General features: G+C 52.7%; 27 protein-coding genes. 5 read left to right on the forward strand and 22 right to left on the reverse strand.

Going from position 1 to position 25718, the window contains the following annotated elements:
* Positions 1-441 precede the first annotated feature (441 nt).
* Positions 442-990: a lipid IV(A) palmitoyltransferase PagP gene (gene pagP / locus ABOC97_RS03925; protein WP_349594930.1), complete on the forward strand. Its 549-nt coding sequence runs from the start codon at positions 442-444 to the stop codon at positions 988-990.
* Positions 991-1152: 162 nt separating this feature from the next.
* On the forward strand, positions 1153-1362 hold the full coding sequence (gene cspE, locus ABOC97_RS03930; protein ID WP_000034826.1) for a transcription antiterminator/RNA stability regulator CspE: 210 nt from the start codon (positions 1153-1155) through the stop codon (positions 1360-1362).
* A gap of 58 nt (positions 1363-1420) precedes the next feature.
* Here cspE and crcB read toward each other — a convergent pair whose 3' ends face one another.
* Positions 1421-1798, reverse strand: a complete 378-nt coding sequence (gene crcB / locus ABOC97_RS03935; RefSeq protein ID WP_234501851.1) for a fluoride efflux transporter CrcB — start codon at positions 1796-1798, stop codon at positions 1421-1423.
* A 161-nt stretch (positions 1799-1959) separates the two neighbouring features.
* Here crcB and ABOC97_RS03940 point away from each other — a divergent pair, with 161 nt between their 5' ends.
* Together ABOC97_RS03940 and tatE are read left to right on the forward strand one after the other, a co-directional pair.
* Positions 1960-2748: a deaminated glutathione amidase gene (locus ABOC97_RS03940; protein WP_349594351.1), complete on the forward strand. Its 789-nt coding sequence runs from the start codon at positions 1960-1962 to the stop codon at positions 2746-2748.
* 126 nt (positions 2749-2874) lie between these two features.
* Positions 2875-3075 (forward strand): twin-arginine translocase subunit TatE, encoded by a 201-nt coding sequence (gene tatE, locus ABOC97_RS03945; protein WP_234501853.1) that lies wholly within the window; start codon positions 2875-2877, stop codon positions 3073-3075.
* A 212-nt stretch (positions 3076-3287) separates the two neighbouring features.
* On the opposite strand, the gene lipA is transcribed toward tatE, so the two are convergent.
* The 15 genes from lipA to leuS form a co-directional block, all read right to left on the reverse strand.
* Positions 3288-4253, reverse strand: coding sequence for a lipoyl synthase (gene lipA, locus ABOC97_RS03950; protein ID WP_234501854.1), 966 nt, complete (start codon positions 4251-4253; stop codon positions 3288-3290).
* A 201-nt stretch (positions 4254-4454) separates the two neighbouring features.
* On the reverse strand, positions 4455-5411 hold the full coding sequence (locus ABOC97_RS03955) for a YbeF family transcriptional regulator (protein WP_349594355.1): 957 nt from the start codon (positions 5409-5411) through the stop codon (positions 4455-4457).
* 305 nt (positions 5412-5716) lie between these two features.
* The gene (gene lipB, locus ABOC97_RS03960) at positions 5717-6358 is read right to left on the reverse strand and encodes a lipoyl(octanoyl) transferase LipB (RefSeq protein ID WP_349594358.1); all 642 of its coding nucleotides are present in this window, start codon (positions 6356-6358) and stop codon (positions 5717-5719) included.
* A 99-nt stretch (positions 6359-6457) separates the two neighbouring features.
* On the reverse strand, positions 6458-6721 hold the full coding sequence (gene ybeD, locus ABOC97_RS03965) for a DUF493 family protein YbeD (protein WP_234503695.1): 264 nt from the start codon (positions 6719-6721) through the stop codon (positions 6458-6460).
* A 106-nt stretch (positions 6722-6827) separates the two neighbouring features.
* Positions 6828-8027: a D-alanyl-D-alanine carboxypeptidase DacA gene (gene dacA, locus ABOC97_RS03970; protein WP_234503692.1), complete on the reverse strand. Its 1200-nt coding sequence runs from the start codon at positions 8025-8027 to the stop codon at positions 6828-6830.
* A 137-nt stretch (positions 8028-8164) separates the two neighbouring features.
* Positions 8165-9259, reverse strand: coding sequence for an endolytic peptidoglycan transglycosylase RlpA (rlpA, locus tag ABOC97_RS03975; RefSeq protein WP_349594362.1), 1095 nt, complete (start codon positions 9257-9259; stop codon positions 8165-8167).
* Between the two features lie 10 nt (positions 9260-9269).
* Positions 9270-10382 (reverse strand): peptidoglycan glycosyltransferase MrdB, encoded by a 1113-nt coding sequence (gene mrdB, locus ABOC97_RS03980; protein WP_234503685.1) that lies wholly within the window; start codon positions 10380-10382, stop codon positions 9270-9272.
* Positions 10383-10384: 2 nt separating this feature from the next.
* Positions 10385-12286, reverse strand: coding sequence for a peptidoglycan DD-transpeptidase MrdA (gene mrdA, locus ABOC97_RS03985; RefSeq protein WP_234503680.1), 1902 nt, complete (start codon positions 12284-12286; stop codon positions 10385-10387).
* Positions 12287-12313: 27 nt separating this feature from the next.
* Positions 12314-12781, reverse strand: a complete 468-nt coding sequence (gene rlmH / locus ABOC97_RS03990; protein WP_349594367.1) for a 23S rRNA (pseudouridine(1915)-N(3))-methyltransferase RlmH — start codon at positions 12779-12781, stop codon at positions 12314-12316.
* A gap of 3 nt (positions 12782-12784) precedes the next feature.
* Positions 12785-13102, reverse strand: coding sequence for a ribosome silencing factor (gene rsfS, locus ABOC97_RS03995; protein ID WP_234503677.1), 318 nt, complete (start codon positions 13100-13102; stop codon positions 12785-12787).
* Between the two features lie 258 nt (positions 13103-13360).
* The gene (locus ABOC97_RS04000; protein WP_349594371.1) at positions 13361-13972 is read right to left on the reverse strand and encodes an adenosylcobalamin/alpha-ribazole phosphatase; all 612 of its coding nucleotides are present in this window, start codon (positions 13970-13972) and stop codon (positions 13361-13363) included.
* A gap of 24 nt (positions 13973-13996) precedes the next feature.
* Positions 13997-14656 (reverse strand): nicotinate-nucleotide adenylyltransferase, encoded by a 660-nt coding sequence (gene nadD / locus ABOC97_RS04005; protein WP_234503671.1) that lies wholly within the window; start codon positions 14654-14656, stop codon positions 13997-13999.
* The gene (gene holA / locus ABOC97_RS04010) at positions 14649-15680 is read right to left on the reverse strand and encodes a DNA polymerase III subunit delta (RefSeq protein ID WP_349594374.1); all 1032 of its coding nucleotides are present in this window, start codon (positions 15678-15680) and stop codon (positions 14649-14651) included. Before holA ends, nadD begins: the two co-directional genes overlap by 8 nt.
* Positions 15680-16252, reverse strand: a complete 573-nt coding sequence (lptE, locus tag ABOC97_RS04015; RefSeq protein WP_234503666.1) for an LPS assembly lipoprotein LptE — start codon at positions 16250-16252, stop codon at positions 15680-15682. Before lptE ends, holA begins: the two co-directional genes overlap by 1 nt.
* 14 nt (positions 16253-16266) lie before the next feature.
* Entirely contained in the window at positions 16267-18849 is a 2583-nt protein-coding gene (leuS, locus tag ABOC97_RS04020; protein ID WP_349594378.1) for a leucine--tRNA ligase, read from the reverse strand.
* 225 nt (positions 18850-19074) lie between these two features.
* Here leuS and ABOC97_RS04025 point away from each other — a divergent pair, with 225 nt between their 5' ends.
* Positions 19075-19557 (forward strand): zinc ribbon-containing protein, encoded by a 483-nt coding sequence (locus ABOC97_RS04025; RefSeq protein WP_349594381.1) that lies wholly within the window; start codon positions 19075-19077, stop codon positions 19555-19557.
* Positions 19558-19623: 66 nt separating this feature from the next.
* On the opposite strand, the gene ABOC97_RS04030 is transcribed toward ABOC97_RS04025, so the two are convergent.
* The 6 genes from ABOC97_RS04030 to corC all read right to left on the reverse strand — a co-directional run bounded on the left by ABOC97_RS04030 (position 19624) and on the right by corC (position 25675).
* A complete protein-coding gene (locus ABOC97_RS04030) occupies positions 19624-20349 on the reverse strand; it encodes an amino acid ABC transporter ATP-binding protein (RefSeq protein WP_349594384.1) in 726 nt (241 codons plus the stop codon).
* A complete protein-coding gene (gene gltK / locus ABOC97_RS04035; protein WP_349594386.1) occupies positions 20349-21023 on the reverse strand; it encodes a glutamate/aspartate ABC transporter permease GltK in 675 nt (224 codons plus the stop codon). The genes ABOC97_RS04030 and gltK overlap by 1 nt, the downstream gene beginning before the upstream one ends.
* Complete coding sequence (locus ABOC97_RS04040) at positions 21023-21763, reverse strand: amino acid ABC transporter permease (RefSeq protein ID WP_234503660.1); 741 nt, start codon at positions 21761-21763, stop codon at positions 21023-21025. The genes gltK and ABOC97_RS04040 overlap by 1 nt, the downstream gene beginning before the upstream one ends.
* 167 nt (positions 21764-21930) lie before the next feature.
* Positions 21931-22854, reverse strand: a complete 924-nt coding sequence (locus tag ABOC97_RS04045; RefSeq protein WP_349594389.1) for an amino acid ABC transporter substrate-binding protein — start codon at positions 22852-22854, stop codon at positions 21931-21933.
* Between the two features lie 398 nt (positions 22855-23252).
* Entirely contained in the window at positions 23253-24791 is a 1539-nt protein-coding gene (gene lnt, locus ABOC97_RS04050) for an apolipoprotein N-acyltransferase (RefSeq protein ID WP_349594392.1), read from the reverse strand.
* Between the two features lie 5 nt (positions 24792-24796).
* Complete coding sequence (gene corC, locus ABOC97_RS04055) at positions 24797-25675, reverse strand: CNNM family magnesium/cobalt transport protein CorC (protein WP_052284875.1); 879 nt, start codon at positions 25673-25675, stop codon at positions 24797-24799.
* Positions 25676-25718: the final 43 nt, after the last annotated feature.

The following is a 25718-nucleotide window of genomic DNA, read 5'->3' on the forward strand; positions in this document are numbered from 1 at the left end:
TCAAGGCATTTACGGGAGAAAAAATCGGCTCAAACATGAAGAAATGAAATGACTGAGTCAGCCGAGAAGAATTTCCCCGCTTATTCGCACCTTCCCTAAAAATATATTATTAATATATGAGTATAAGGTTTTTTTATTTTCAAATGATGGTTTTTATAATATTCGTAATTTTAACGCGAAATACTTCTTGGCTATTATTATAACAATAAAATCTGCGTCCATAATATTTTTTAGGTGTTTAACATTCCAATGTTAACAAAACATTGTTTTTTGTAAGGTATTTTTCAGGTTTGGTAGTTTGCCTAGGAATATTCTAATTTATAATTAAAGGCAAGGAAAAGTGTAGAGCATCGATACCGTAAGGTGAGATCTTAATGGACTATTTTAATAGATGATTCATTGGGGGAGGGTATCGTGTTTAAACTTAATAAATTTCCCTCACTGCTGATTGCTGCGGTAGGGCTGTCAGGGGCGGTTCAGCCTGCCGATGCCTCTTTTACCCAGACACTCAAAGACGGTTACAACACGTTGAGCAACAACGTTGTGCAAACCTGGGAAGCGCCGCAGAGTTACGATCTGTATGTGCCGGTGATTACCTGGCATGCGCGATTTGCTTACGATAAAGATAAAACTGACAAATATAACGAACGTCCATGGGGCGCTGGCTTCGGCGTATCTCGCTGGGATGACAAAGGGAATTGGCACGGTATCTACTTGATGGCGTTCAAGGATTCCTTTAACAAATGGGAGCCTATCGGCGGCTACGGTTGGGAAGCCACCTGGAGACCACTGGAGGACGATAATTTCCATTGGGGTCTGGGGTATACCGTAGGGGTAACGGCGCGGGATAACTGGAATTACATTCCCGTTCCGGTTCTGCTGCCGATGGCATCAATTGGCTATGGCCCGGCAACGTTCCAGATGACCTACATTCCGGGTACTTACAATAACGGTAATGTCTACTTCGCCTGGCTGCGTTTCCAGTTCTAAAAATGGGGCTTGTAGCTAAAATAACGACAAAGTCAACCTGCGAATAAAAGTTAGCGACATTTATCACTTTTTAACAAACTTGGGCTGGACAAAACGCATCACAATTGTTGTACTGTTAACTGACACAGATTAGTGTCGTTTTTTCATATAAAGGTAATTTTGATGTCTAAGATTAAAGGTAACGTTAAGTGGTTTAATGAGTCCAAAGGATTCGGTTTCATTACTCCGGAAGATGGTAGCAAAGATGTATTCGTACATTTCTCTGCAATCCAGACCAACGGTTTCAAAACTCTGGCTGAAGGTCAGCGTGTAGAGTTCGAAATCACTAACGGTGCCAAAGGCCCTTCTGCTGCTAACGTAACCGCTCTGTAAGCGACAATAGCAGTCAGAATTCAAAACCCGCTTAATCGCGGGTTTTTTTATTCTTTTTCTAGCGGCTGGTACTGAACAGCCAGAATGCGAGCGCCGTCATGGCGAACGAGCCCAGCAGGTTCACGGCGACATTCAGCAGTGCCCAGCTAAACCTCCCCGCCTGCAACAAAAAGACCACCTCAGAGGAAAACGTCGAGAAGGTTGTTAACCCGCCACAAAAACCGGTCGTGATAAGCAGCTTCCAGATTGGGTCAACTTGCGGCAAGCGGTTAAACCAGGCTAGCCCCGCGCCAATGATAAATGCGCCAATCAGGTTTGCTGTTAGCGTGCCCAGCGGAAGTGCATGGTGCATGGGGTTAAGCTTTAGGCTCAGCAGCCAACGGGCTACGCTCCCGGTGCCCCCGCCGATAAATACGGCTAATAAAAGTTGCATCATTCCTGGTTCCTGCCATTTATTAACAATGCCCTGAGTTTAACGTCGAAAGGGTCAATATGCCTATATACTCAATAAATTACGGGTTGCTGTCATCAGAATGGTGAGCTGAAGACTCATCATTATTCATGATGTTGATATATTAGCAAAAGGTGGAGGTGAAGATGCGGGTTGCAGCGGGACAGTTCGTCGTGACGCCGGAGTGGCAAATGAATGCACAAACCTGCGTGAGGTTGATGCAATCTGCGGCTGAACAGGGGGCCGCGCTACTGGTGTTGCCTGAAGCGCTATTGGCACGCGATGATAGCGATCCGGACCTGTCGGTTAAATCGGCTCAGCCATTTGATGGCGGTTTTATGCAGCAACTAAAAGCTCAGAGCCGCAATGATACGCTCACCACGGTACTGACTATTCATACGCCATCGGGGCAGGGGCGGGCAAACAACACGCTGGTGGTCCTGCGTGCAGGGGAGGTGATTGCCCACTATCATAAATTACATCTCTATGACGCTTTCTCTATTCAGGAATCGAAACGCGTTGATGCCGGAAAAACGTTGCCGCCGCTGATTGAGGTCGCTGGTTTCCAGGTCGGATTGATGACTTGCTACGACCTGCGTTTTCCCGATATGGCGCTAGCCCTGGCATTGCAGGGGGCGGAAATTTTGGTACTTCCCGCCGCCTGGGTCCGTGGCCCGCTGAAGGAGCACCATTGGTCAACGCTATTGGCCGCTCGCGCCCTGGACACAACCTGTTATCTGGTGGCAAGTGGGGAGTGTGGGAGCCGTAATATTGGGCAAAGTCGGATTATCGACCCTCTTGGCGTCACCCTGGCAGGGGCGACCCAATTACCGCAATTGATCGTTTGTGAGGTCCAGCGCGAACATCTTTTAACCGTCCGACAGCAGCTTCCCGTGCTGCAGAACCGGCGCTTTGCGCTACCGCAATTAACGTGACGTTTTTTTAAACAATGCTTGATTCACCTTGTTACAGATTGCTATTGTGTGCACGCGCCAGATGACCGTTAATAGACCACAGTGATGTGGCGCATTTTGCAGCCTGTTTTTGAGAAGAAGGTATCTATGGGTGAGATTAGTATTACCAAACTGCTGGTAGTGGCAGCACTGATTGTTCTGGTGTTTGGTACCAAAAAATTACGGACTTTGGGTGGAGATCTGGGTTCAGCAATCAAAGGCTTTAAGAAAGCCATGAATGACGATGAAACCAGCGCGCAGAAAAGCGCAGATGAGACTCCGGCAGAGAAGCTCTCTCATAAAGAGTAAGCAGGGCAGCGTTTAACGTGAGTTGCAGAAAGTGTGCATCTCATGCGCAGAGTCAACTCCTGCGAAAGGGGCTACAGCGTATGACGTTGTGGCCCTTTTTCATGGGGGAAATCATCGCTAATGGTATTTTATTGCAACAGTTTGTGTCGCGCTGGATGATAAAAAAGCCGCTTTCGGTAAGAGAGCGGCTTTTTTTATTTCGCTGACGAACCTTACTTCACTTCCATGCCTTTGGCCTGGAGATCCGCGTGGTATGACGAACGAACGAACGGGCCGCAGGCTGCGTGGGTAAAGCCCATCGCCATCGCTTCGGCTTTCATTTCTTCAAATTCGTCCGGGCTAACATAGCGTTGTACCGGCAGGTGGTGACGGCTTGGCTGCAGATACTGGCCGAGCGTCAACATGGTGACGCCGTGGCGGCGCAGGTCACGCATTACTTCGATGATTTCGGCATTGGTTTCACCCAGACCAACCATCAAACCCGACTTGGTCGGGATATCCGGATGCGCTTCTTTAAAACGCTCCAGCAGCTTCAGCGACCAGTTGTAATCAGCGCCTGGGCGAACGTTACGGTAGATACGCGGTACGTTTTCCAGGTTGTGGTTGAATACGTCTGGCGGCGTGGCGGTCAGGATCTCGAGTGCGCGATCCATACGGCCACGGAAGTCCGGCACCAACGTTTCAATTTTGATGGTTGGGCTCTTCTCGCGAATTGCTGAGATGCAGTCTGCAAAATGCTGGGCACCGCCATCGCGCAGATCGTCACGATCCACCGAGGTAATCACCACATAGCGCAGAGCCATGTCGGCAATCGTCTGTGCCAGTTTCTGCGGTTCGTTGGCGTCCGGTGTTACCGGGCGGCCGTGGGCGACGTCGCAGAATGGGCAACGGCGCGTACAGATGGCGCCGAGGATCATAAAGGTCGCAGTTCCGTGGTTGAAGCATTCCGCCAGGTTAGGACAGGATGCTTCTTCACAGACGGAGTGCAGGCCATTTTTACGCATGGCGGCTTTAATACCCTGGATACGGGAGGAGTCTGCCGGAAGTTTGATTTTCATCCACTCCGGTTTTCGTAACAGGGCTTCACGCTCTGTGACGACGTTTTTTACCGGGATAAGGGCCATTTTATCGGCATCACGGTACTTAACACCGCGTTCCATCACAATGGGTTTACTCATAGCATGCGTCTTCCAGTTCCGAGTATCGAGGGAAAGCTTTTCAATTCAAGGTATTGTTGTATTTATCAACTATTTTTGAATTAATGACAGGCAGTATACCATTGAAATGGGGCATAAAGCAGCCTAACAGGCCGGCAAATTGTAAAATAGTTGTTGAATAATGCTTTTTTTGCCGGCGACGGAGTCGCTGGGACTGGAGGCTCAGAATGCCTCATGAATGACGTTGATAATGTTTTGCATTACCGGGTCACGCAGGCTGAGTTTGTTGTAATGCAATGAAAAATCAACCTGTTCTTGCTGCAATGGCGCGAAGTCCAGCGCGCGCAACGGCCAGCACTGCTTGAAGATATGGTAAAAGCGTAACGGCATGATGCCAATCAGATCGCTTGAAGCGATCAGTGACGCGATAGTGAACAGATTGTAACTGCTTACGCTGACCTGGCGGTCAGGCAACATATCGCGAATGCGCTTGTACAGGTCGTTCTGACCAGCGCCGTCCATTGTCAGCAGGGTGTGTTCATACTGCATTAGCGTATCGACAGAGGGTTCTGCATCATGGGCCGGGTGGTCGTTACGACACACCAGCACCAGCTTGTCGCTGAATAGCGGATGGCGCCCCAGAGTACGAGGGTTGTTATGTTCGTGGTTATCGATAATTAAGTCGGTCTGGAACTGGCTAAGCTGGGTATTAGCATCGGTGACGGCAACATTACGCAGCAGCACCTGCGGGTAGGTTTTTTTGACCACCTGGTAGATGACAGGCATCACTATCGCCCCGACCGACGCCGCGGTGCCAATGGTAATCACCCGTTGTTTGTCGTAGCTGCCGTTGAGATCTAAAGCTCCCAGGATAGATTCCAGCCCCTGGCTAATATATTCATGCAGATGGGTCGCATAGGCTGTTGGCGTGACGCCCTGACCTTTACGGATGAACAACGGGTCGGGAAACAGCAGCCTGAGCTTTTGGATCGATTGGCTGATAGCCGACGGCGTGAGATTCAGAACTTTTGCGGCATTGACGATGCCTTTATGGACGTATACCGCTTCAAATATGGTCAATAAATTGAGGTCTATATTACGCAGGGTACGGAAGATTTGTGGCGCATCATTATTGACGTTTAGATTAATTTTATTTTCTGGCTTATCGTTATAATCCACACTACTCACTCCATATTCATTCATGCCATGAATGATAGTTGATGATTTCATTATCATTATTATTCTGGTGAGATAAAATGCGCAAGGTGAAAACAATAATTTTTCTCGAATACTCAATGTATTAACTAAATCAATGTATTCATGTGGTGTATGTAATTAGTTATTTTTTTTCATTAAAATGAGATCCAGATACGGTTTTGGTGGGTTTACGCACAGAAAAAACACAAAACTTTACGTTGCGATAAATCGTAATGATGTGTGGGGTTGGTTGGCCCAATAAATATTAGGCCATAATGTATAATATATTATTCTGAAATATATTTGTGTGGGGGATTGTTCAGCAGGGCTAAAAACTGAGAAACCAGAATTACGGATATATTATCGGGTTTGGCATCTGCAACCCATTGTGAAACCTGGGTCATCTCCATACCCGCATAACCACAAGGGTTAATTCGCAAGAATGGCGATAAGTCCATGGCGATATTCAGTGCCAGCCCGTGGAACGAGCAGCCCTTACGGATACGCAGCCCCAGAGAACAGATTTTCTTTTCTCCTACGTAAACACCCGGTGCATCGGCACGGGGGTGCGCTTCGATACCCAGTTCTGCCAGCGTATTAACGACGGTCTGCTCAAGCAGTGTGACCAATTCACGAACGCCCAGTTTACGGCGCTTAAGATTGAGCAGGACATACATCACCTGCTGACCCGGTCCGTGGTAGGTAACTTGACCACCACGATCGCTTTGAACTACTGGGATATCACCAGGCACCAGCACATGCTCAGCTTTACCTGCCTGCCCCTGGGTAAAGACGGGTTGATGCTCAACCAGCCAGATTTCGTCCAGCGTGTTTTCATCGCGATTATCGGTGAAGTCGTGCATGGCCTGCGAGACAGGCTCGTAGGGTTGCAGACCCAGTTGACGGATGAGAAGGGTATTCAAGTCCAAAACAGCGTCTCCGCAGGGAGGGGAAATAATGGATGCAGAGTATATCACAGCGCGGGGGAGGGAGGCGTTACCCGGCGATGCCGGGTAACGGTGATGCGATTACAGCACCATACGGACGATTTCGATATTGCCCAGCTCTTCGTACAGCGTCTCAACCTGATCAATGTGGGTAGCATTGATGGTAATGGACACCGAGTGGTAGTTGCCTTTGCTGCTTGGTTTTATCTGCGGAGAGTAATCACCTGGCGCATGGCGCTGTACCACTTCAACCACCAGGTCAACCAGCTCAGGTTTCGCCAGACCCATCACTTTGTAAGTAAATGGTGTAGGGAATTCAAGCAGTTCGTTCAGTTTGGTTTTCATGTCAGCTCCAGTGTTAAAAAAGAACAACTCCCGCGACCAGGGCGGGAGTTGCTTTTGCTATGCATATTATATGGGGATGGAAATCACACTTTCAAGTGGGTGATTTTTAACCAAACCAATGGTGGAACATTAATTTAATGTAATCAATGATATTGCCGAAGAAGTTACCTTCAGGAATTTCCTGCAGCACGACCAGTGGACGCTGATCGATAACTTTACCGTCGAGCTGGAAGTTAATGGTGCCGACAACCTGATTTTTCTGCAGCGGTGCGTGCAGTTCGCTGTTGGTCAGCACATAGCTGGCTTTCAGGTCCTTCATGCGGCCACGTGGGATGGTCAGGTAAGCGTCTTTATCTACACCCAGGGAAGCGCGATCGGTGTTACCGAACCAGGCGGGTTCAGACGCGAACTCTTTGCCAGCTTTGATTGGGTTGACGGTTTCAAAGAAACGGAAGCCCCAGGTCAGCAGCTTTTTGCTCTCGGTTTCGCGACCTTTATAGGTGCGACCACCCATCACCGCGGAAACGAGGCGCATCTGGCCTTCGGTTGCAGAGGCGACCAGGTTGTAACCTGCTTTATCGGTATGACCTGTTTTGATGCCGTCAACGTTCAGGCTGTTGTCCCACAGCAGACCGTTACGGTTCATCTGACGGATGCCGTTAAAGGTGAACTCTTTTTCTTTGTAGATGGTGTACTCATTCGGCACGTCGCGGATAAGCGCCTGACCGATCAGCGCCATATCGCGCGCTGAGCTGTACTGACCATCAGCATCCAGGCCATGAACGGTCTGGAAGTGGGTGTTTTTCAGACCTAACTGAGTCACGTAGTTGTTCATCAGGCCCACGAAGGAGTCCTGGCTGCCGGCGACGTAATCGGCCATCGCCACGCAGGCATCGTTGCCCGACTGCAGGTTAATCCCACGGATCAACTGCGATACCGGCACCTGCATTCCTGGTTTCAGGAACATCAGGGAAGAGCCTTTGAAGACCGGATTACCGGTCGCCCAAGCGTCATTACCGATGGTGACCAGGTCGGATTCTTTGAATTTACCCGCTCTCATTGCCTGACCGATGACGTAGCTGGTCATCATTTTGGTCAGACTGGCAGGATCGCGACGGGAATCCGCGTTCTGCTCCGCCAGCACTTTGCCGGAGTTGTAATCGATAAGAATGTAGGATTCCGCGTCAATCTGCGGAACGCCTGGGATCATAGTTTTGATGTTCAGGTCATCGGCGTGAGCAGCGGAAGCCAGGGCTGCTACTGAAAGCGCCGGAATAAGTAAGCGAGCGAGAAAAGAGGTCTTCATGGTCAGAACAACGACGTCCGTGATGGAGTTAAAAAGTGCCTTACTATAACAAATGCCCTTCAGACAGGCATCCGACATCGCATATGACTTTGTTAATGACTTTTACATATACGAAAATTCGGACGCCTCTGGGCGTTTTAGTTGGCGCGTGTAATAAACGACTGCAGCTGTGCTTCGCTCTGCAAACGTTGCTGTATGGTGCTGGCCTCGCCTTTGCTGGCAAATGGACCAAGCTGAATACGCCAGACGGCGCCGTTTTGTGTCACGCGGCCCGGTGCTGAAAATTGCTGACTCAAACGCTGCTGATACTGCTGGGCACGCGTTTGGTCGCTGACAGCGCCAACCTGAACCACGTAATCGCCGGTGGCGGCTGGCGCAGCAACGGCTGCTGCTGGCTTCGCGCTTACCGGTGCGGTAACAGGGGCGGCGGTTTGGGCTGGTGCGGCTACTGCCGGTGCGGTCTCTTCCAGCACGCCGCTATTCAGCGGAGTTGGCGCGCCAAGAAAACCACCGCTTTTCACCGGGGCCCCGTCACCGTTGGCGGCGGTGAGCGTATCATTGCTGATCGCCCGTACATCACCTTGCGGAGCAGAGGCAACGGGTGCGGAGGAGGCGCTGCCCATGCCGCCGCCAAGATCAGGGCGGTCCGGCAGAGCATAAGTCTGCTTAGCTACGGTAGTACAGGCCATGCCAGGACCGGAAAGGGAACCATCCTGGGCGACAATAATTGGGTCGATGCGGACTTTGGTATTGTTCGAGTTATTGAGGCGATCCGCCGCTGCACGCGAGAGTGAGATCACGCGATCGTTGCCGTACGGGCCGCGATCGTTGATACGTACCACGATCATCCGGCCATTGGCCAGGTTGGTAATACGCGCATAGCTTGGGATTGGCAGCGTCGGGTGCGCAGCGGTAAGCTGATTCGGATCGAATGCTTCACCGCTGGCCGTCAGGTTGCTGCCCGGCTCGGCATCATAAATCGCGGCAAAACCGGCCTGGCTGAATTTAGACGGATCCTGCACGATCTTGTATTTTTTTCCATCGCGCTCGTAATCCTGATTGGCGGTCGCATTCAGGGGTTCAAAGCGTGGATCGGCCCCGCTGATTTCGACTACTGGACCATTACATACCGCAGGTTGTGGCGCGGAAACGGTTTGTTGCTGAACATCATCACTCGAACAAGCCGCCAGCAGCCCTGCCGCTATGCAGATCCCAAGCCATTGCTTACGCATTGAGCACCCCTTAGACGCTTTTTGACAACATTTTTCTGTGGGTATGTATCGACATCACGATACCGAACCCGGCCATCAGTACGATCAGGGCAGACCCCCCGTAGCTGACCAGCGGTAGCGGAACGCCAACCACCGGCAAGATGCCACTTACCATACCAATATTTACGAAGACATAAACGAATAAAATCAGCATTAAACCACCTGCCATTACTCGTCCAAACGTGGTTTGCGCTTGGGCTGCTATCCACAGGCCGCGCATAATCAACAGCACGTAGAGCGCCAGCAGGATCAGAATGCCGATAAGCCCCAACTCTTCCGCAAGCACCGCAAAGATGAAGTCGGTGTGGCGTTCAGGTAAGAACTCCAGCTGCGATTGCGTTCCATGCAGCCAGCCTTTTCCGCGAAGGCCACCGGAGCCGATGGCGATTTTTGACTGAATAATGTGATAGCCCGCGCCGAGCGGGTCTGATTCCGGATCGAGCAGCATCATCACTCGTTGACGCTGATAATCGTGCATCAGGAAGAACCACAGAATCGGGATAAAGGCGGCCACCAGCAGCACGGCAACCAGAATTAAACGCCAGCTCAGACCCGCGAGGAACAGCACGAACAGGCCGGAGAGGGCGACAAGAATAGAGGTCCCGAGGTCAGGCTGCGCGGCAACCAGCAAGGTTGGCATGAAAATCAGCACCAGGGCGATACCGGTATTCTTTAACGAAGGCGGGCAGACATCGCGGTTGATAAAGCGCGCCACCATCAGCGGGACGGCAATCTTCGCAATTTCTGACGGCTGGAAGCGGACAATACCGAGGTCGAGCCAGCGCTGTGCGCCTTTCGAAATAGCACCAAAGGCGTCAACGGCGACCAGCAGAATAATACAGATGATGTACAGCCACGGCGCCCAACCTTCGTAAACGCGCGGCGGGATCTGCGCCATTACCACCATAATCACCAGCCCCATGGCGATCTGGCCGATTTTACGCTCCATCATCCCCATATCCTGACCACTGGCGCTCCAGATAACCAGCGCGCTGTAGGTCAGCAGCGCCAGCAGGATCAGCAGCATGGCCGGGTCGATATGGATTTTATTCCAGAACGTTCTTTTGTTCGGATTATCCGTCATAGTTATTGGTCCTCCGACGCGGTGGCCGCTGGGTTTTCTGTCGGCAATTCGGTGTTATTGTCGCCCAGCATGATGTGGTCAAGGATCTGACGCATGATGGTACCGACCGCTGGGCCTGCGCCGCCGTTCTCTAAAATAATAGCTACCGCCACCTGCGGATCGTTATACGGCGCAAATGCGGTCATCAATTTATGGTCACGCAGACGCTCAGCAATACGGTGGGCGTTATACGTTTCGTTAGCCTTCAGGCCAAAGACCTGCGCAGTACCCGACTTAGCCGCGATTTTATACGGCGCGCTGGCAAAGTATTTATGTGCGGTACCGTTGCCACGGTTGGCAACGCCGTACATCCCGTCTTTAGCAATTTCCCAGTAGCCGGAGTGAATATCGCCAATCGGTGGTTCTTGCGGCTGTGCCCATGGCACTTTTTTCCCTTCTTCCACGGTACTCGCCAGCAGATGAGGGGTTTTAATTACGCCGTCGTTAATCAGAATCATCAGCGCTTTGCTCATCTGAATAGGCGTTGCCGTCCAGTAACCCTGGCCGATACCGACCGGAATGGTATCACCCTGATACCACGGCTTTTTAAAGCGCTTTAGCTTCCAGTCACGGGTTGGCATGTTACCTGAGCGTTCCTCCGCAAGGTCAACGCCCGTGTAGTCACCGTAGCCAAACTTGCTCATCCATTCGGATAGACGGTCGATACCCATGTCGTAGGCGACCTGGTAGAAGAAGGTATCCGCAGATTCTTCCAGCGCTTTAGTGACGTTCAGGTGGCCGTGGCCCCATTTTTTCCAGTCGCGGTAGCGTTTTTCTGAACCAGGAAGCTGCCACCAACCTGGGTCAAACAGGCTGGTGTTACGGTTGATGACACCCGCGCTCATCGCGGAAACGGCCACGTACGGTTTCACCGTGGACGCCGGCGGGTAAACCCCCTGCGTAGCACGGTTCACCAGCGGTGTGTTCGGGTCATTCAACAGACCGCTGTAATCTTTGCTGGAGATACCATCCACAAACAGGTTCGGGTCGTAGCTTGGCATCGAAACCAGCGCCAGAATGCTACCATTACGTGGGTCAGTTACGACCACGGCTGCACGGCTGCCCGCTAGCAGCGTTTCAATATACTGCTGAAGTTTCAGATCGAGTGTCAGATAGATGTCATGCCCGGCCTGCGGCGGCACCTCTTTCAACTGACGGATAACGCGCCCGCGGTTGTTAACTTCAACCTCTTCGTAGCCCGTCTGCCCGTGGAGCATATCTTCGTAATAGCGCTCGATACCGAGTTTGCCAATATCGTGAGTGGCCGCGTAGTTGGCTAGTTTGCCGTCTTTATCCAGTCTGTCGACGTCTTTATCGTTAATTTTTGAGACATAGCCGATAACGTGGGTGAGGGCGGAACCATACGGATAGAAGCGACGCTTATACCCTTTAACTTCGACGCCCGGGAAGCGGTACTGGTTGACGGCAAAACGCGCCACCTGCACTTCCGTTAGGTTGGTTTTCAGGGGAATAGAGGTGAAGCGATGCGAACGGGCGCGCTCTTTTTTAAAGGCGGCAATATCGTCGTCAGAGAGATCGACGACGTCGCGCAGGCCGTCAATGGTCTGCTGCACGCTGTCGACTTTTTCCGGCATGATCTCCAGCTGGTAAATGGTGCGGTTAAGCGCCAGCGGGGTGCCGTTGCGATCGTAAATAATGCCGCGACTGGGGGCGATAGGCACCAGTTTAATGCGGTTTTCGTTAGAACGCGTCTGGTAGTCAGTAAAGCGAACGATCTGCAAATTGTAGAGGTTGGCAATCAGCACGCCGGTCAGCAGCAAAATTCCCAAAAAAGCGACCACCGCCCGGCGCACAAAGAGCGCGGACTCTGCCGTATAGTCGCGAAAAGAATTCTGTAGTTTCATTCGCTGCTTAATCTACCCTGGTCATCATTACTCGCGGTGGTAAGGGTGGTTGGTGGTAATACTCCATGCCCGATACAGGCTTTCCGCGACCAGCACGCGCACCAGCGGGTGAGGCAACGTCAATGTGGAGAGAGACCAACTTTGTTCTGCTGCGGCTTTGCATGCCGGAGAAAGACCTTCAGGACCACCAATCAGCAAGCTGACGTCACGTCCGTCCTGCTTCCAGCGTTCCAGCTCGCGAGCAAGCTGAGGTGTATCCCAGGGTTTTCCAGGGATATCCAGCGTGACGATACGGTTTTTTCCTGCGGCGGCGATCATCATCTCGCCTTCTTTATCCAGAATACGTTTGATGTCCGCATTCTTGCCGCGCTTACCGGCGGGAATTTCCACCAGTTCGAACGGCATATCTTTCGGAAAACGACGAAGGTATTCGGTAAAACCGGTTTGTACCCAATCCGGCATTTTGGTGCCGACGGCGACCAACTGCAGCTTCACAACTTAACTCCAGAGCTTTTCCAGTTCATACAGGCGGCGGCTTTCTTCCTGCATCACGTGGACGATGACATCGCCTAAATCGACGACAATCCAGTCGGCAACGTTTTCGCCTTCAACACCCATCGGCAGCAGACCGGCAGCGCGCGATTCCTGCACCACATGATCGGCAATAGACATAACGTGGCGGCTGGAGGTACCGGTGCAGATAATCATGCAATCGGTGATGCTGGATTTACCGTGAACATCGATGGTGACGATGTCCTGACCTTTCAAATCATCAATTTTGTCGACAACAAAATCCTGGAGTTCTTTACCCTGCAAGTGTTCCCCCTGGGGTGTGAAGATAAACAATATAAAACAGCCCAACAGTATACCCGAACTGAAATTAATGTCGGGACAAAAAACACCAGGTGGCGTTCTGGCGGGCTATCATCCCATTCCTTTATGCCGATTGCATCGCCATTTTTGTAAAACAATTTCTGTCCACAAGTGCTGGAGGGGGATGTTTCAGGCTGCGGAGAATAACAGTCTATTCATGCGTGTCAATGGATTGGCGGGTCTCAGGCGCAGAAATCCGTTTTATCCTTCGTCCGGCGACCAGATAGCTCGACTATTGAGCACCCGTAGCGTGGCAAACTGCGCGGTGATATCAATGACGCTCCACGCGCCATGATCGATGCGAAAATGCCACATGCTGGCGGTTGGCATCCCCAACAGCAGGGCGGTCAGCAGGCTGAGTACACCCTGGTGGCTGACGATAAGCAGATTGGTGTCGCTGTAACCTGCAAGTTCGTCGGCAAAGGCTTTCACGCGTTGGGAAAATGCGGGGAAACTTTCGCCGTTGGTAGGCGCCGCATGCTGCCAATCGGCGCACCAGGCGTCATAATTGGCTTTATCTTCGACCTGCAGGTCGCGGTGGTGGCGCATTTCCCAGTCGCCGAAGAACATCTCGTTTAACAGCGAATGTGGCGCAAGCGGGATTTGCCGTTCGCCCAGAAGCAGACGAGCGGTATGCTGCGTGCGTTCGAGCTCGCTGCACAGTACTCGGTCAAACGGCACCTGGTTTAGCATGTTACCCAGGCGATGCGCCTGCATTTTGCCTTGTTCAGTCAATGGAGTAGGGGCGTGGCCGCTGTAAAGTCCGGCGACGTTGGCTTCGGTTTCGCCATGACGCACTAGCCATAGTTTCATGGTGCGATTCCCCTTGATATCGCGCTACGCGCCGTGGTGGTACAGCCCTTGCTGCATGATGTAGGTCAGCACCGCTTCTGGCATCATCTCTTCGCATGACTCATTATGTTCCAGCCGTTCACGAATTAGCGTTGCCGAAACGTCGAACCACGGCGTTTCCGCGAGGTAGATTTTGCCTGCGGGTTGGTTATGCAAATCTTCAATATTACTGGTGAGATGTTGGTCTAACCATTGCTGATGCTCTTCCTGCGCCATCGTGAGCGGATAACCCGGACGCCGGGTGACTAGCAAATGCGCGTTAGAAAGGATGGTCTCGTAGCGATGCCAGCTCGGAAAAGTCAGTAACGAATCCTGGCCGATAATAAAGGCCAGCGGTTTGTCGGCTCCCTGTTCCTGGCGCCACTGCTGCAAGGTATCCGCCGTAAAGGAAGGGGTGTCGCGGCGCAGTTCACGCTCATCTAACACAAACAACGGCTTATCGGCGATGGCCAGTTCGACCATCAGCTTGCGCTGTTCGCTGGTTGCTTCCGGCTGCGGACGGTGTGGCGGCACGTTGTTGGGCATAATAATCACCCTGGAGAGGCCAATTTGATTGGCCAGAATCTCCACCGGCTTCAGGTGGCCATAATGGATGGGATCGAACGTCCCGCCGAAAAGCGCCTGTAGTTTTGACATATCATCCATCGATAAAAACGTCGGCTAGCGCTTTATGACAAAGCAGTAGCGACAAACTTTCCAGTTCAGTCCATACCGACTGACCGTAATCCTGCTTTAACGTAAGCTCCGCGTTGCTCAGCAAGGTGACCGCCTGGCGTAGCTGAGGGCCACTCAGGCGGTTGACGGCCTCGCCAACCATCGCCCGGCGATTTTGCCAGACGCGATGCTTATCAAACAGGGTGCGCAGCGGGGTCTGCGCGCTCTGACGTTTCAACGTCACCAGCAGCAGCAGTTCACGTTGTAACGTGCGCAGCAAAATAACTGGTTCACTGCCTTCGAGCCGAAGCTGCTGCAAAATATGCAGCGCGCGTTTACTTTTCCCAGCCAGCAGGGCATCGACCCAGTGGAATGGCGTAAAGTGCGCGGCGTCGTTAACCGCCTGTTCAACGCGAGGCAGCGTCAGCTTTCCATCCGGCCACAATAGCGACAGACGCTCCAGCGCCTGCGCCAACGCCAGCAGATTACCTTCATAGCAGTAACACAGCAGTTGGCTGGCGGGTTCGTCAAGCTGGAGATTATGCTGTTTGGCGCGATTAGCCAGCCAGCGCGGTAGCTGTGCTTGTTCTGGCGTCTGGCAGTTAACTTGCACTGCGCGAGCGGCGAGCGCGGTTAGCCATGCGGCATTTTCCTGGGCTTTAGTGAGCTTGTTGCCGCGTACAATCAGCAACAGATCGTCATGCAGCAGGCTCACCAGGGTGGCCAGCTGTTCGTTGATAGCCGCATTGGGGCCGTTTTCCGGCAATAACAAAAGCAACGTCTGACGACTGGCAAACAGGCTCATCGCCTGACACAGTGAAAATAGCTCATGCCAGTCGGTGCTGGCATCAAGCGTGAAAGTATGATGCTCGATAAAGCCTTCGCTGACAGCGGCGTGCCGTATTGCGTCCTGGCTTTCCTGAAGGAAGAGGGGGTCATTACCAAGCAGGAGATACGCCGCGCGCAGCCCTTCAGAGAGCTGCGCGCGGAGTTGTTCTGGGTACAACCGAATCATCAGTTACCCAGAGTCGTTGATACACGAGAACCGTTATTCGGCTTAGCAGCCGAATTTTCTGCGCTCTCTTTTACATCAGCGATGTGTACGCTTGGCAGCTTACGAATCAGCTGCTCAGCGGCCTTCTGGTACATTTCCTGGACGATCAGGCTTTGTTCGTTGTCTTTTGCCAGCGCCTGTTGCGGGTTGTCAAAGAACGAACGATACACTTTGGTGGAGATCGGGAAGATATCCTGACCCGGGATCAACACCGTCGCATTTACCGTCATGACCATCTGGTATTCCGCCGTCTGACCGTTCTGGAATACGGAAGCGGTATCCTGATGCAGGTTAACGGCCCCCAGACGTAGAGAAGGAACGTCCTGACGCAGCGTGCTCTGATCAAGCACCGTTATGTTATTGCTTCTCAGCTGTTCACGTACCGCGCGGCTATATGGGCCGTACGGATCGCTGCTTTGAAGGATCAATGTTTTCATTTCGTCCGGGACCTGCGTGGTACTACGCAGATGCCAGCCGCATCCGGCGGTGACCAGCACCGCCACAGATAGCAACAATGTTGTCAGAAATCGCACGCTTCCTCCCGCGCTTAGCCAACGACCAGGTTAAGCAGCTTGCCCGGTACGTAGATAACTTTACGTAGGGTCACGCCCTCAAGGTATTTTGCCACCAGGTGTTCCTGGCCTGCACGTTCACGGACTTGTTCTTCAGTTGCATCAACCGCGACGGTTATCTTACCGCGAACTTTACCGTTAACCTGCACGACGACCAGCGTAGTGTTTTCCACCATCGCTTTTTCGTCAGCCACTGGCCACGGTGCGTTATCGATGTCGCCTTCACCGCCCAGTTCCTGCCACAGAGTAAAGCAGGCGTGTGGGGTGAACGGGTTGAGCATACGTACGACGGCCAGCAGAGCTTCCTGCAGCAGCGCACGATCCTGCTCGTCTTCCTGTGGTGCTTTCGCCAGCTTGTTCATCAGCTCCATCACTGCCGCGATAGCGGTGTTGAAGGTTTGACGACGACCGATATCATCGGTCACTTTAGCGATAGTTTTGTGCACATCGCGGCGCAGCGCCTGCTGATCTTCACTCAGCGCATCGACGTTCAGAGCGGCAACCGGGCCACGAGAAGTGTGTTCGTAGATCAGCTTCCAGACACGCTTCAGGAAGCGGTTTGCCCCTTCAACGCCGGATTCCTGCCATTCCAGGGTCATATCAGCCGGGGAAGCGAACATCATGAACAGACGGACGGTATCCGCACCGTAACGTTCAACCATGACCTGCGGGTCGATACCGTTGTTTTTCGATTTGGACATCTTGCTCATGCCGGTATAAACCAGTTCATGACCTTGAGCGTCCTTCGCCTTCACGATACGGCCTTTTTCGTCACGCTCAACGATGGCATCAACCGGAGAAACCCAGTTACGTTCACCGTTTACGCCCACGTAGTAGAAGGCATCGGCCAGAACCATACCCTGACACAGCAGCTGTTTAGCCGGTTCGTCAGAATTGACCAGGCCTGCATCGCGCATCAGTTTGTGGAAGAAGCGGAAGTAAAGCAGGTGCATGATGGCGTGTTCGATCCCGCCAATGTAGATATCAACCGGCAGCCAGTAGTTGGCGGCTTTCGAATCCAGCATGCCTTCCTGATACTGCGGGCAGGTGTAGCGCGCGTAGTACCATGAAGATTCCATGAAGGTATCGAAGGTGTCAGTTTCACGCAGGGCAGGCATACCGTTAACGGTAGTTTTCGCCCACTCTGGGTCTGCTTTGATTGGGCTGGTGATTCCGTCCATGACCACGTCTTCCGGCAGAATAACCGGCAGCTGATCTTCTGGGGTTGGCAGTACAGTGCCGTCTTCCAGAGTGACCATTGGGATAGGCGCGCCCCAGTAACGCTGACGGGAAACACCCCAGTCGCGCAGACGATAGTTCACTTTACGCTGGCCTACGCCCATGGCGACCAGTTTATCGGCAACGGCATTAAAACCAGCTTCAAAGCTCAGGCCGTCGAACTCACCGGAGTTAAACAGGGTGCCTTTTTCGGTCAACGCTTGCTCGGAGAGGTCTGGTTTAGAACCATCGGCTGTCAGAATAACCGGCTTGATGTTCAGACCGTATTTGGTCGCGAACTCGTAGTCGCGCTGATCGTGACCCGGAACGGCCATGACTGCGCCAGTGCCGTATTCCATCAGAACGAAGTTAGCGGCCCATACTGGGATCGCTTCGCCGGTCAGCGGGTGAATCGCTTTAAAGCCGGTATCGACGCCTTTTTTCTCCATGGTCGCCATATCGGCTTCGGCCACTTTGGTGTTGCGGCATTCATCGATGAATGTCGCCAGCGTTGGGTTGTTTGCCGCAGCCTGCTGTGCCAGCGGATGACCCGCGGCAACGGCCAGGTATGTACAGCCCATGAAGGTGTCCGGACGGGTGGTGTACACGGTCAGTTTGTCCGCGTAGTTGTTCACGTCGAAGGAGATTTCCACGCCTTCAGAACGACCAATCCAGTTGCGCTGCATCGTTTTTACGGTGTCAGGCCAGTGGTCCAGATTATCCAGATCACTCAGCAGTTCGTCAGCGTAAGCGGTTATTTTGATGAACCACTGTGGGATCTCTTTACGCTCGACTTTGGTGTCACAGCGCCAGCAGCAGCCGTCGATAACCTGTTCGTTAGCCAGTACGGTCTGGTCGTTCGGGCACCAGTTCACCGCAGAGGTTTTCTTGTACACCAGGCCTTTTTTATACAGCTCGGTGAAGAATTTCTGTTCCCAACGATAGTATTCCGGGGTACAGGTCGCCAGCTCGCGGCTCCAGTCATAACCAAAGCCCAGCATTTTGAGCTGGTTTTTCATGTATTCGATATTGTCGTACGTCCACGGCGCCGGGGCGGTGTTGTTTTTTACCGCCGCACCTTCAGCCGGCAGGCCGAATGCATCCCAGCCGATTGGCTGCAGGACGTTTTTGCCCAGCATACGCTGGTAGCGAGCAATCACATCGCCGATGGTGTAGTTACGGACGTGGCCCATGTGTAGTCGACCAGAAGGATAGGGAAGCATCGACAGGCAGTAATACTTCTCTTTGCTCTCGTCTTCAGTAACTTCAAATGTGCGCTTCTCATCCCAGTGAAGCTGGACTTTCGATTCTATCTCTTCCGGGCGGTATTGCTCTTGCATGGCAGCCAGTGATCCTGTTTTCAATGCAGCTACAGATGTAGCCAATAGATGTGGTATTTCAGATCCGCATAGCATAGCCCAAACGCTGCCGTCAAAACAGCCTTTCGCACATTCCACGGGTGAAAAGCTCCAGGCGCATTTTGTGAACTCTGTGGTGAAGCTGGCAAAGCGAAAAGGAAATAACGGCTACTATTAGAATAGGTTAACTGGCTGGGAGAGGAAACAATGAACAAGGTTGCTCAAATTTACCGTGAACTGGTCGGCACGCTGACCGAACGTCTGCGTAATGGTGAACGCGATATTGACGCGCTGGTCTCGCAGGCAAGAGCGAAGGTGGCGCAAACCAGCGAGTTAACGCGCACGGAAATCGACGAGCTTTTACGCGCCGTGCGTCGCGATTTAGAAGAGTTCGCCATGAGCTACGGCGAAAGTCAGGAAGATGAATCGGACAGCGTATTCCTGCGGGTGATTAAAGAGAGTATCTGGCAGGAGCTGGCGGATATTACCGATAAAACCCAGCTGGAGTGGCGTGAGGTGTTCCAGGATCTTAATCATCATGGCGTGTACCACAGCGGTGAGGTAGTTGGCTTAGGCAACCTGGTGTGTGAGAAATGCCATTACCATCTGGCGGTGTACACGCCGGATGTGTTGCCACGTTGTCCAAAATGCGGTCATGACCAGTTCCAGAGACGGCCATTCGAACCGTAATCGGCTGTGCCGGATACCCTCCGGCAGTGTTGCTGCGCGCACTCTGCTGAGTGCGCGCGGGAAGGATTAGTGCAGAATTTTGGCGAGGAAATCTTTGGCGCGGTCGGATTTCGGATTAGCGAAGAAGGCCTCTTTTTCAGCATCTTCGACGATCTTGCCTTCGTCCATAAAGATAACCCGGTTAGCCACTTTACGGGCAAAGCCCATTTCGTGAGTCACCACCATCATCGTCATCCCTTCGTGGGCCAGTTCTACCATCACGTCCAGCACTTCGTTGATCATCTCAGGATCGAGCGCAGAAGTCGGTTCGTCAAACAGCATCGCTACCGGATCCATGCACAGCGCACGGGCGATCGCCACACGCTGCTGCTGTCCACCGGAGAGCTGGGCTGGGAATTTATTGGCATGAGCGGAAAGACCCACGCGATCAAGCAGCTTTAAGCCTTTATCACGGGCGGCGGCTTTGTCGCGCTTGAGCACTTTGACCTGCGCCAGCGTCAGGTTTTCGATAATCGACAGATGCGGGAACAGTTCGAAATGCTGGAACACCATGCCGACGTGAGAACGCAGCTTAGCGAGATCCGTTTTCTTGTCGTTTACCTGGGTGCCGTTGACCAGAATTTCACCTTGCTGGACCGGCTCGAGGCCGTTCACGGTTTTAATCAGGGTTGATTTCCCAGAGCCGGACGGCCCGCACACCACCACCACTTCGCCTTTTTTCACTTCCGTGGAGCAGTCGGTCAGCACCTGAAAGTGGCCATACCATTTAGAAACATTTTTCAGGGTAATCATTACACGGTCCTTTTCTTCAAGTAGCTGACCAGCAGCGAGGCACTAAGGCTAATCACAAAGTAAACAAAACCAGCAAACAGGATCATTTCCACCTGGGTACCATCACGCTCGCCAATGGTTGAGGCGGTACGGAAGAAGTCCGCGAGGCTCAGGACGTACACCAATGAGGTATCCTGGAACAATACGATGCCCTGAGTGAGCAGCAGCGGCACCATCGCCCGGAAAGCCTGCGGCAGAATGATGAGCTTCATCGACTGCCAGTGGGTCATCCCCAGCGCCAGCGCGGCGCTAGACTGCCCGCGGGAGATGCTCTGAATACCGGCGCGGATAATCTCCGAGTAGTAGGCGGCCTCAAACATCGAAAACGCCACCATTGCCGAGATCAGGCGAATATCGCTTTTTGGCGACAGCCCCAGTACGTTTTGCAGAAAACCCGGCACAATCAGATAAAACCACAGCAGCACCATTACCAGCGGCACTGAGCGGAAGATGTTGACGTAGGCCTTGGCAAACCAGGCGACCGGTTTAAACGTAGACAAACGCATTACCGCCAGGATTGTCCCCCAGACGATACCAATGATAATTGCCGTCACGGTAATTTTGAGCGTGATAACCAGACCTGCCAGCAGGTAGGGCATCGACGGGACGATAGAACTCCAGTCAAATTCGTACATTATTTACCCCCCAGATTGCCCGGCAGGCGGATTTTACGTTCCACCACCGCCATCACCAGCATAATTACGGCGTTAATCAATACGTAGGCGACAGTGATCGCCGTAAAGGATTCCCAGGCGTGCGCGGAGTAATCCAGCAGTTTACCTGCCTGAGCGGCCATATCGACCAGACCAATAGTTGAGGCGATGGCCGAGTTTTTCACCAGGTTCATCATCTCAGAGGTCATTGGCGGCACGATGACGCGGTAGGCGTTCGGCAGCAGCACGTAGCGGTAAGCTTGCGGCAGGGTTAGGCCCATCGCCAGCGCGGCATTTTTCTGCCCGCGCGGCAGCGACTGAATAGCCGCTCGTACCTGCTCACAAACGCGGGCGGCGGTGAACAGACCCAGACAGATCATCGAGGAGAGGAAGAACTGAATGTTCGGATCTAACTCAGATTTAAACCACATCCCGAGGTTTTCCGGCAGCAGTTCCGGCACCACAAGGTACCAGGTAAAGAACTGCACGATCAGCGGGACGTTACGAAACAGCTCTACATACAGGGTGCCAAGCATCGATAAAAAACGATTGGGCACGGTACGCAGAATGCCAAACAGTGAACCGACGAGGAAAGCGATAATCCATGCGGTAATAGAAAGCGCCACGGTGACCTGGAAACCGCTCCAGAGCCAGCCGAGATAGGTGGTGTTGCCGAATGGGGCCTGTTGTAAAAAGATACCCCAGTTCCAGTCTATGGACATAAATGGACTCCAGAAAAAAAAGGGTAGCAGGATTCCTGCTACCCTCGAAGATTGTTGAACAGCGTTTTTGCGGTATTCAGGCCAGGTGGGGAACGACCACCTGACTTATAGTCTGTCCGTGCTGAACTACAATCGAGAGGGCAGATTATTCCGCCCTGTTGTTTTAATTAGTTAAGTGCTTTGTCATTTGGCGTTTTGAACAGCGCTTTCATCTCTTCAGACAGCTCGAAGTTCATATTCAGGTTTTTCGGTGGGATTGGGTTTTTGAACCACTTATCAAACCACTTCGCCGCTTCGCCTGAGGTCTGTGCCTGAGCGATGGTATCGTCCATCAGCTTTTTGAAGTCTGGGTCATCTTTACGCAGCATACAGCCGTAGGCTTCCTGGGACTGCGGCTTGCCGACGATCTCCCAGTTGTCCGGTTTCTTGGCTTTCGCACGTTCACCCGCCAGCAGGGCATCATCCATCATAAAGGCCACCGCACGACCGCTTTCCAGAGTACGGAAGGAGTCGCCGTGGTCTTTGGCGCTGATGATGCGCATATTCATTTTTTGCTCGTCGTTCAGCTTATGCAGCAGAATTTCTGAGGTGGTACCGGAGGTGACAACGACTGCTTTATCTTTCAGGTCTGCGAAGTCTTTAATCGCGCCGCCTTTTTTCACTAACAGACGGGTACCGACTACGAAGATAGTGTCAGAGAAAGCGGCCTGTTTCTGGCGTTCGAGGTTGTTGGTGGTGGAACCACATTCAAAATCGAAGGTGCCGTTTTGCAGCAGGGGAATACGGTTCTGAGAAGTGATAGGAATCAGCTTCACATCCAGTTTCGGGTTGTTCAGCTTTTTCTTGATAGCGTCAACGATGGCGTTGGAGTAGTCCTGAGAATAACCGACCACTTTTTGCTGGTTGTCATAATAGGAAAACGGTACGGAAGATTCACGATGGCCGACGACGATGACGCCGTTTTTCGCGATTTTATCCAGAGTCGATTGCTGCTGTGCGGCATCGGCTGCAGGTTTTGCGTCTTCTGCATGCGCCAGACCCGCGCTCACACCCAGAACCAGCATGGCGGCGGCCAATTTACGTAATTGCATTTCCAACTCCTTTATCCTCTGCATCGGCAATGATGCATTGATACCCATTGTGATTGTCGTGTTGTTATAGGCTGCACTTTTTGTCAGCAGCGTTATGTGTGTTTGTTAGCATTTAGTTTGGCTTAATGTAAAGATTTTGCTGCGTTATTGTTTATTTTTGCGAAGTGCGCCGCACCGCTTTGAGGCAAAAAACACCGTTTGCACGATTATGGTGCTACCGATGTGTTTTTGTGGTGCAACCGGGTTGCGCTAATAAGTGAGATGCAGCCTCTTGATTATATTAAGCAAGTGGCGTGCCAGAACGGAGTATCAGAGAAGGATAAATGCGGGAAATGCGGCACTTACCCGGCTACAAACGTGAATGAATTTAGCCGGGCAAGCGCAAGAGTACTAAGAGATTAACGGCGGCGCTGACGCAGGCTCATCACCAGTGCGCCAAAACCGAACAGTACGGTAATTGTCCACAGCGTCCAATCGCCGGTCCGCGCGTAAGGCGTTAAACCGGTGGTTGGCGTGACCTTCGCGGTCAGTACCTGACGGGTGAACTGAGGGATCATCGCCTGGATTTCACCGCGCGGGCCAATCACGGCGGTAATACCGTTGTTGGTGCTGCGCAGCAGCGGGCGAGCCAGCTCCAGCGCACGCATACGCGCCATCTGGAAATGCTGCCATGGGCCGATGGATTTACCGAACCAAGCATCGTTGGAGATGGTCAGCAGGAAGTTAGTGTCCGGGCGGAAGTTGTCGCGCACCTGCTGTCCGAGAATAATCTCGTAGCAGATGGCCGCCGTCAGTTTCAGGTTATGCGCCTGAAGCTGTGGTTGAACATAAGGCCCACGGCTGAATGACGACATCGGCAGGTCAAAGAACGGCGCTAACGGACGCAGAATCGACTCCAGCGGTACGAATTCGCCAAACGGCACCAGATGGTTTTTGTTATAGCGATTACGTGACTCATAGCTGTACGGACTGTCTTTACCGAGCGCAATGATGGTGTTGTAGGTGTCGTAACGGTTCTGCTGGTTCAGACGCGAGTCGACGATGCCGGTAATCAGCGTGCTGTTTTTGGCCCGCAGTAAATCATCCATCATGCTGAGGAAACGCTGCTGGTTAATTTCCAGATCGGGAATGGCCGACTCTGGCCAGATGATAAGCTCAGACTTGCCCATCACCTGTTCGGTAGCGTCGAGGTAGACTTTGAGCGTATTGAGCAGCTGATTTTCATCCCACTTCAACGCCTGTGGAATGTCGCCCTGTACCATGGAAACCTGAGTGGTTTTATCGGTTTGTAGCGTATACCACTGGATGTAGCGTAGCGGGAAGGGGAGTGCAAATAGCACCGCGCCAACCACCAGCGGACGCCAGTTACGAGTGACCAGCGCCAGCGCCAGTAGGCCGCTCACCGCCATCAGCAGGAAGTTTATCGCCCCGACGCCCATCACCGGCGCCAGACCTTTCAGCGGACCATCTATCTGGCTATAGCCGAACTGTAGCCACGGGAAGCCGGTGAGCACCCAGCCGCGCAGGAACTCGGTGAGTTGCCAGACGACGGGGGCGGCAATCGCCACGCGGAGCCAGTTGGTTTTCGGCCATAAACGCGACAAAATGCCCGCAAACAGGCCAGTGTACAGCGAGAGATAGGCGGCCAGCAGCACCACGAGGAACACATTGACCGGGCCCGGCATGCCGCCAAACTGCGCGATGCTGACGTAAACCCAGTTGATGCCGCTGCCAAAAAGACCAAAGCCCCAGGCATAACCAATGGCCGCAGCTTGCACCGGGCGACGGTTTAGCGTCAGCGCCTGCAAACCTAACAGCGAGACTATCGCCGCCGGCCAGATGTCATAAGGAGAAAAAGCCAGCGTTCCGCTGGCTCCGAAAAGTAGCGCCAGCAGCAGACGAATGCGCTGGCGTTCAAGCAGTGAGGCAAATGCCATGGAGATTATTCATCCAGTTTCGGTTGAGGGGAATCGTCCGGAATTTTAACGTGAACCTGAATAATACGACGGCTATCGGCCATGGCCACCTTAAACTGGTAACCATCAATGTCGATAGTCTCACCGCGCGCAGGCAGATGCCCGAAGGCCTGCATCACCAGACCGCCGATGGTATCGACCTCTTCATCGCTGAAGTGGGTGCTGAACGCTTCGTTGAAGTCTTCAATCGACGCCAGCGCGCGCACAGTCCAGGTGTGACGGCTGAGCTGACGGAAGTCGATATCGTCCTCTTCGTCATACTCGTCTTCAATTTCCCCGACGATAAGTTCAAGAATATCTTCAATCGTCACCAGACCAGAAACGCCGCCAAATTCATCGATAACGATGGCCATATGGTAGCGCTGGGAGCGGAATTCCTTGAGCATTCGGTCAACCCGTTTGCTTTCCGGTACGACAACCGCGGTGCGTAACACTTTATCCATGCTGAAGGCTTCGGAATCGCTGCGCATAAACGGCAGCAGGTCTTTCGCCATCAGAATCCCTTCAATGTGATCTTTGTCCTCGCTGATAACCGGGAAACGCGAGTGGGCGGACTCAATGATGACATCGAGACATTCGTCCAGGGTCTGGTTGCGTTTCAGGGTGATCATTTGAGAGCGCGGGATCATAATATCGCGGACGCGCTGGTCGGCGATATCCATTACCCCTTCAAGCATATCGCGCGTATCTTCATCGATAAGCTCGTTCTGCCCGGAATCACGGATCAGCGCCAGGAGATCGTCACGGTTTTTCGGTTCACCGTGGAAAAGCTGGCTGAGTAAGAGGGAGAAGAATCCCTTTTTGCTGTTTACTGTGTCACTACTGTGTGAATTGTCGTCGCTCATGGCGTCGTTTGGGTTCTCATGTTGGTTTAATTATCGCTCGTCA

It is taken from the genome of Kluyvera huaxiensis (genome assembly GCF_040149365.1).
Lineage (GTDB): Bacteria > Pseudomonadota > Gammaproteobacteria > Enterobacterales > Enterobacteriaceae > Kluyvera > Kluyvera intermedia_A.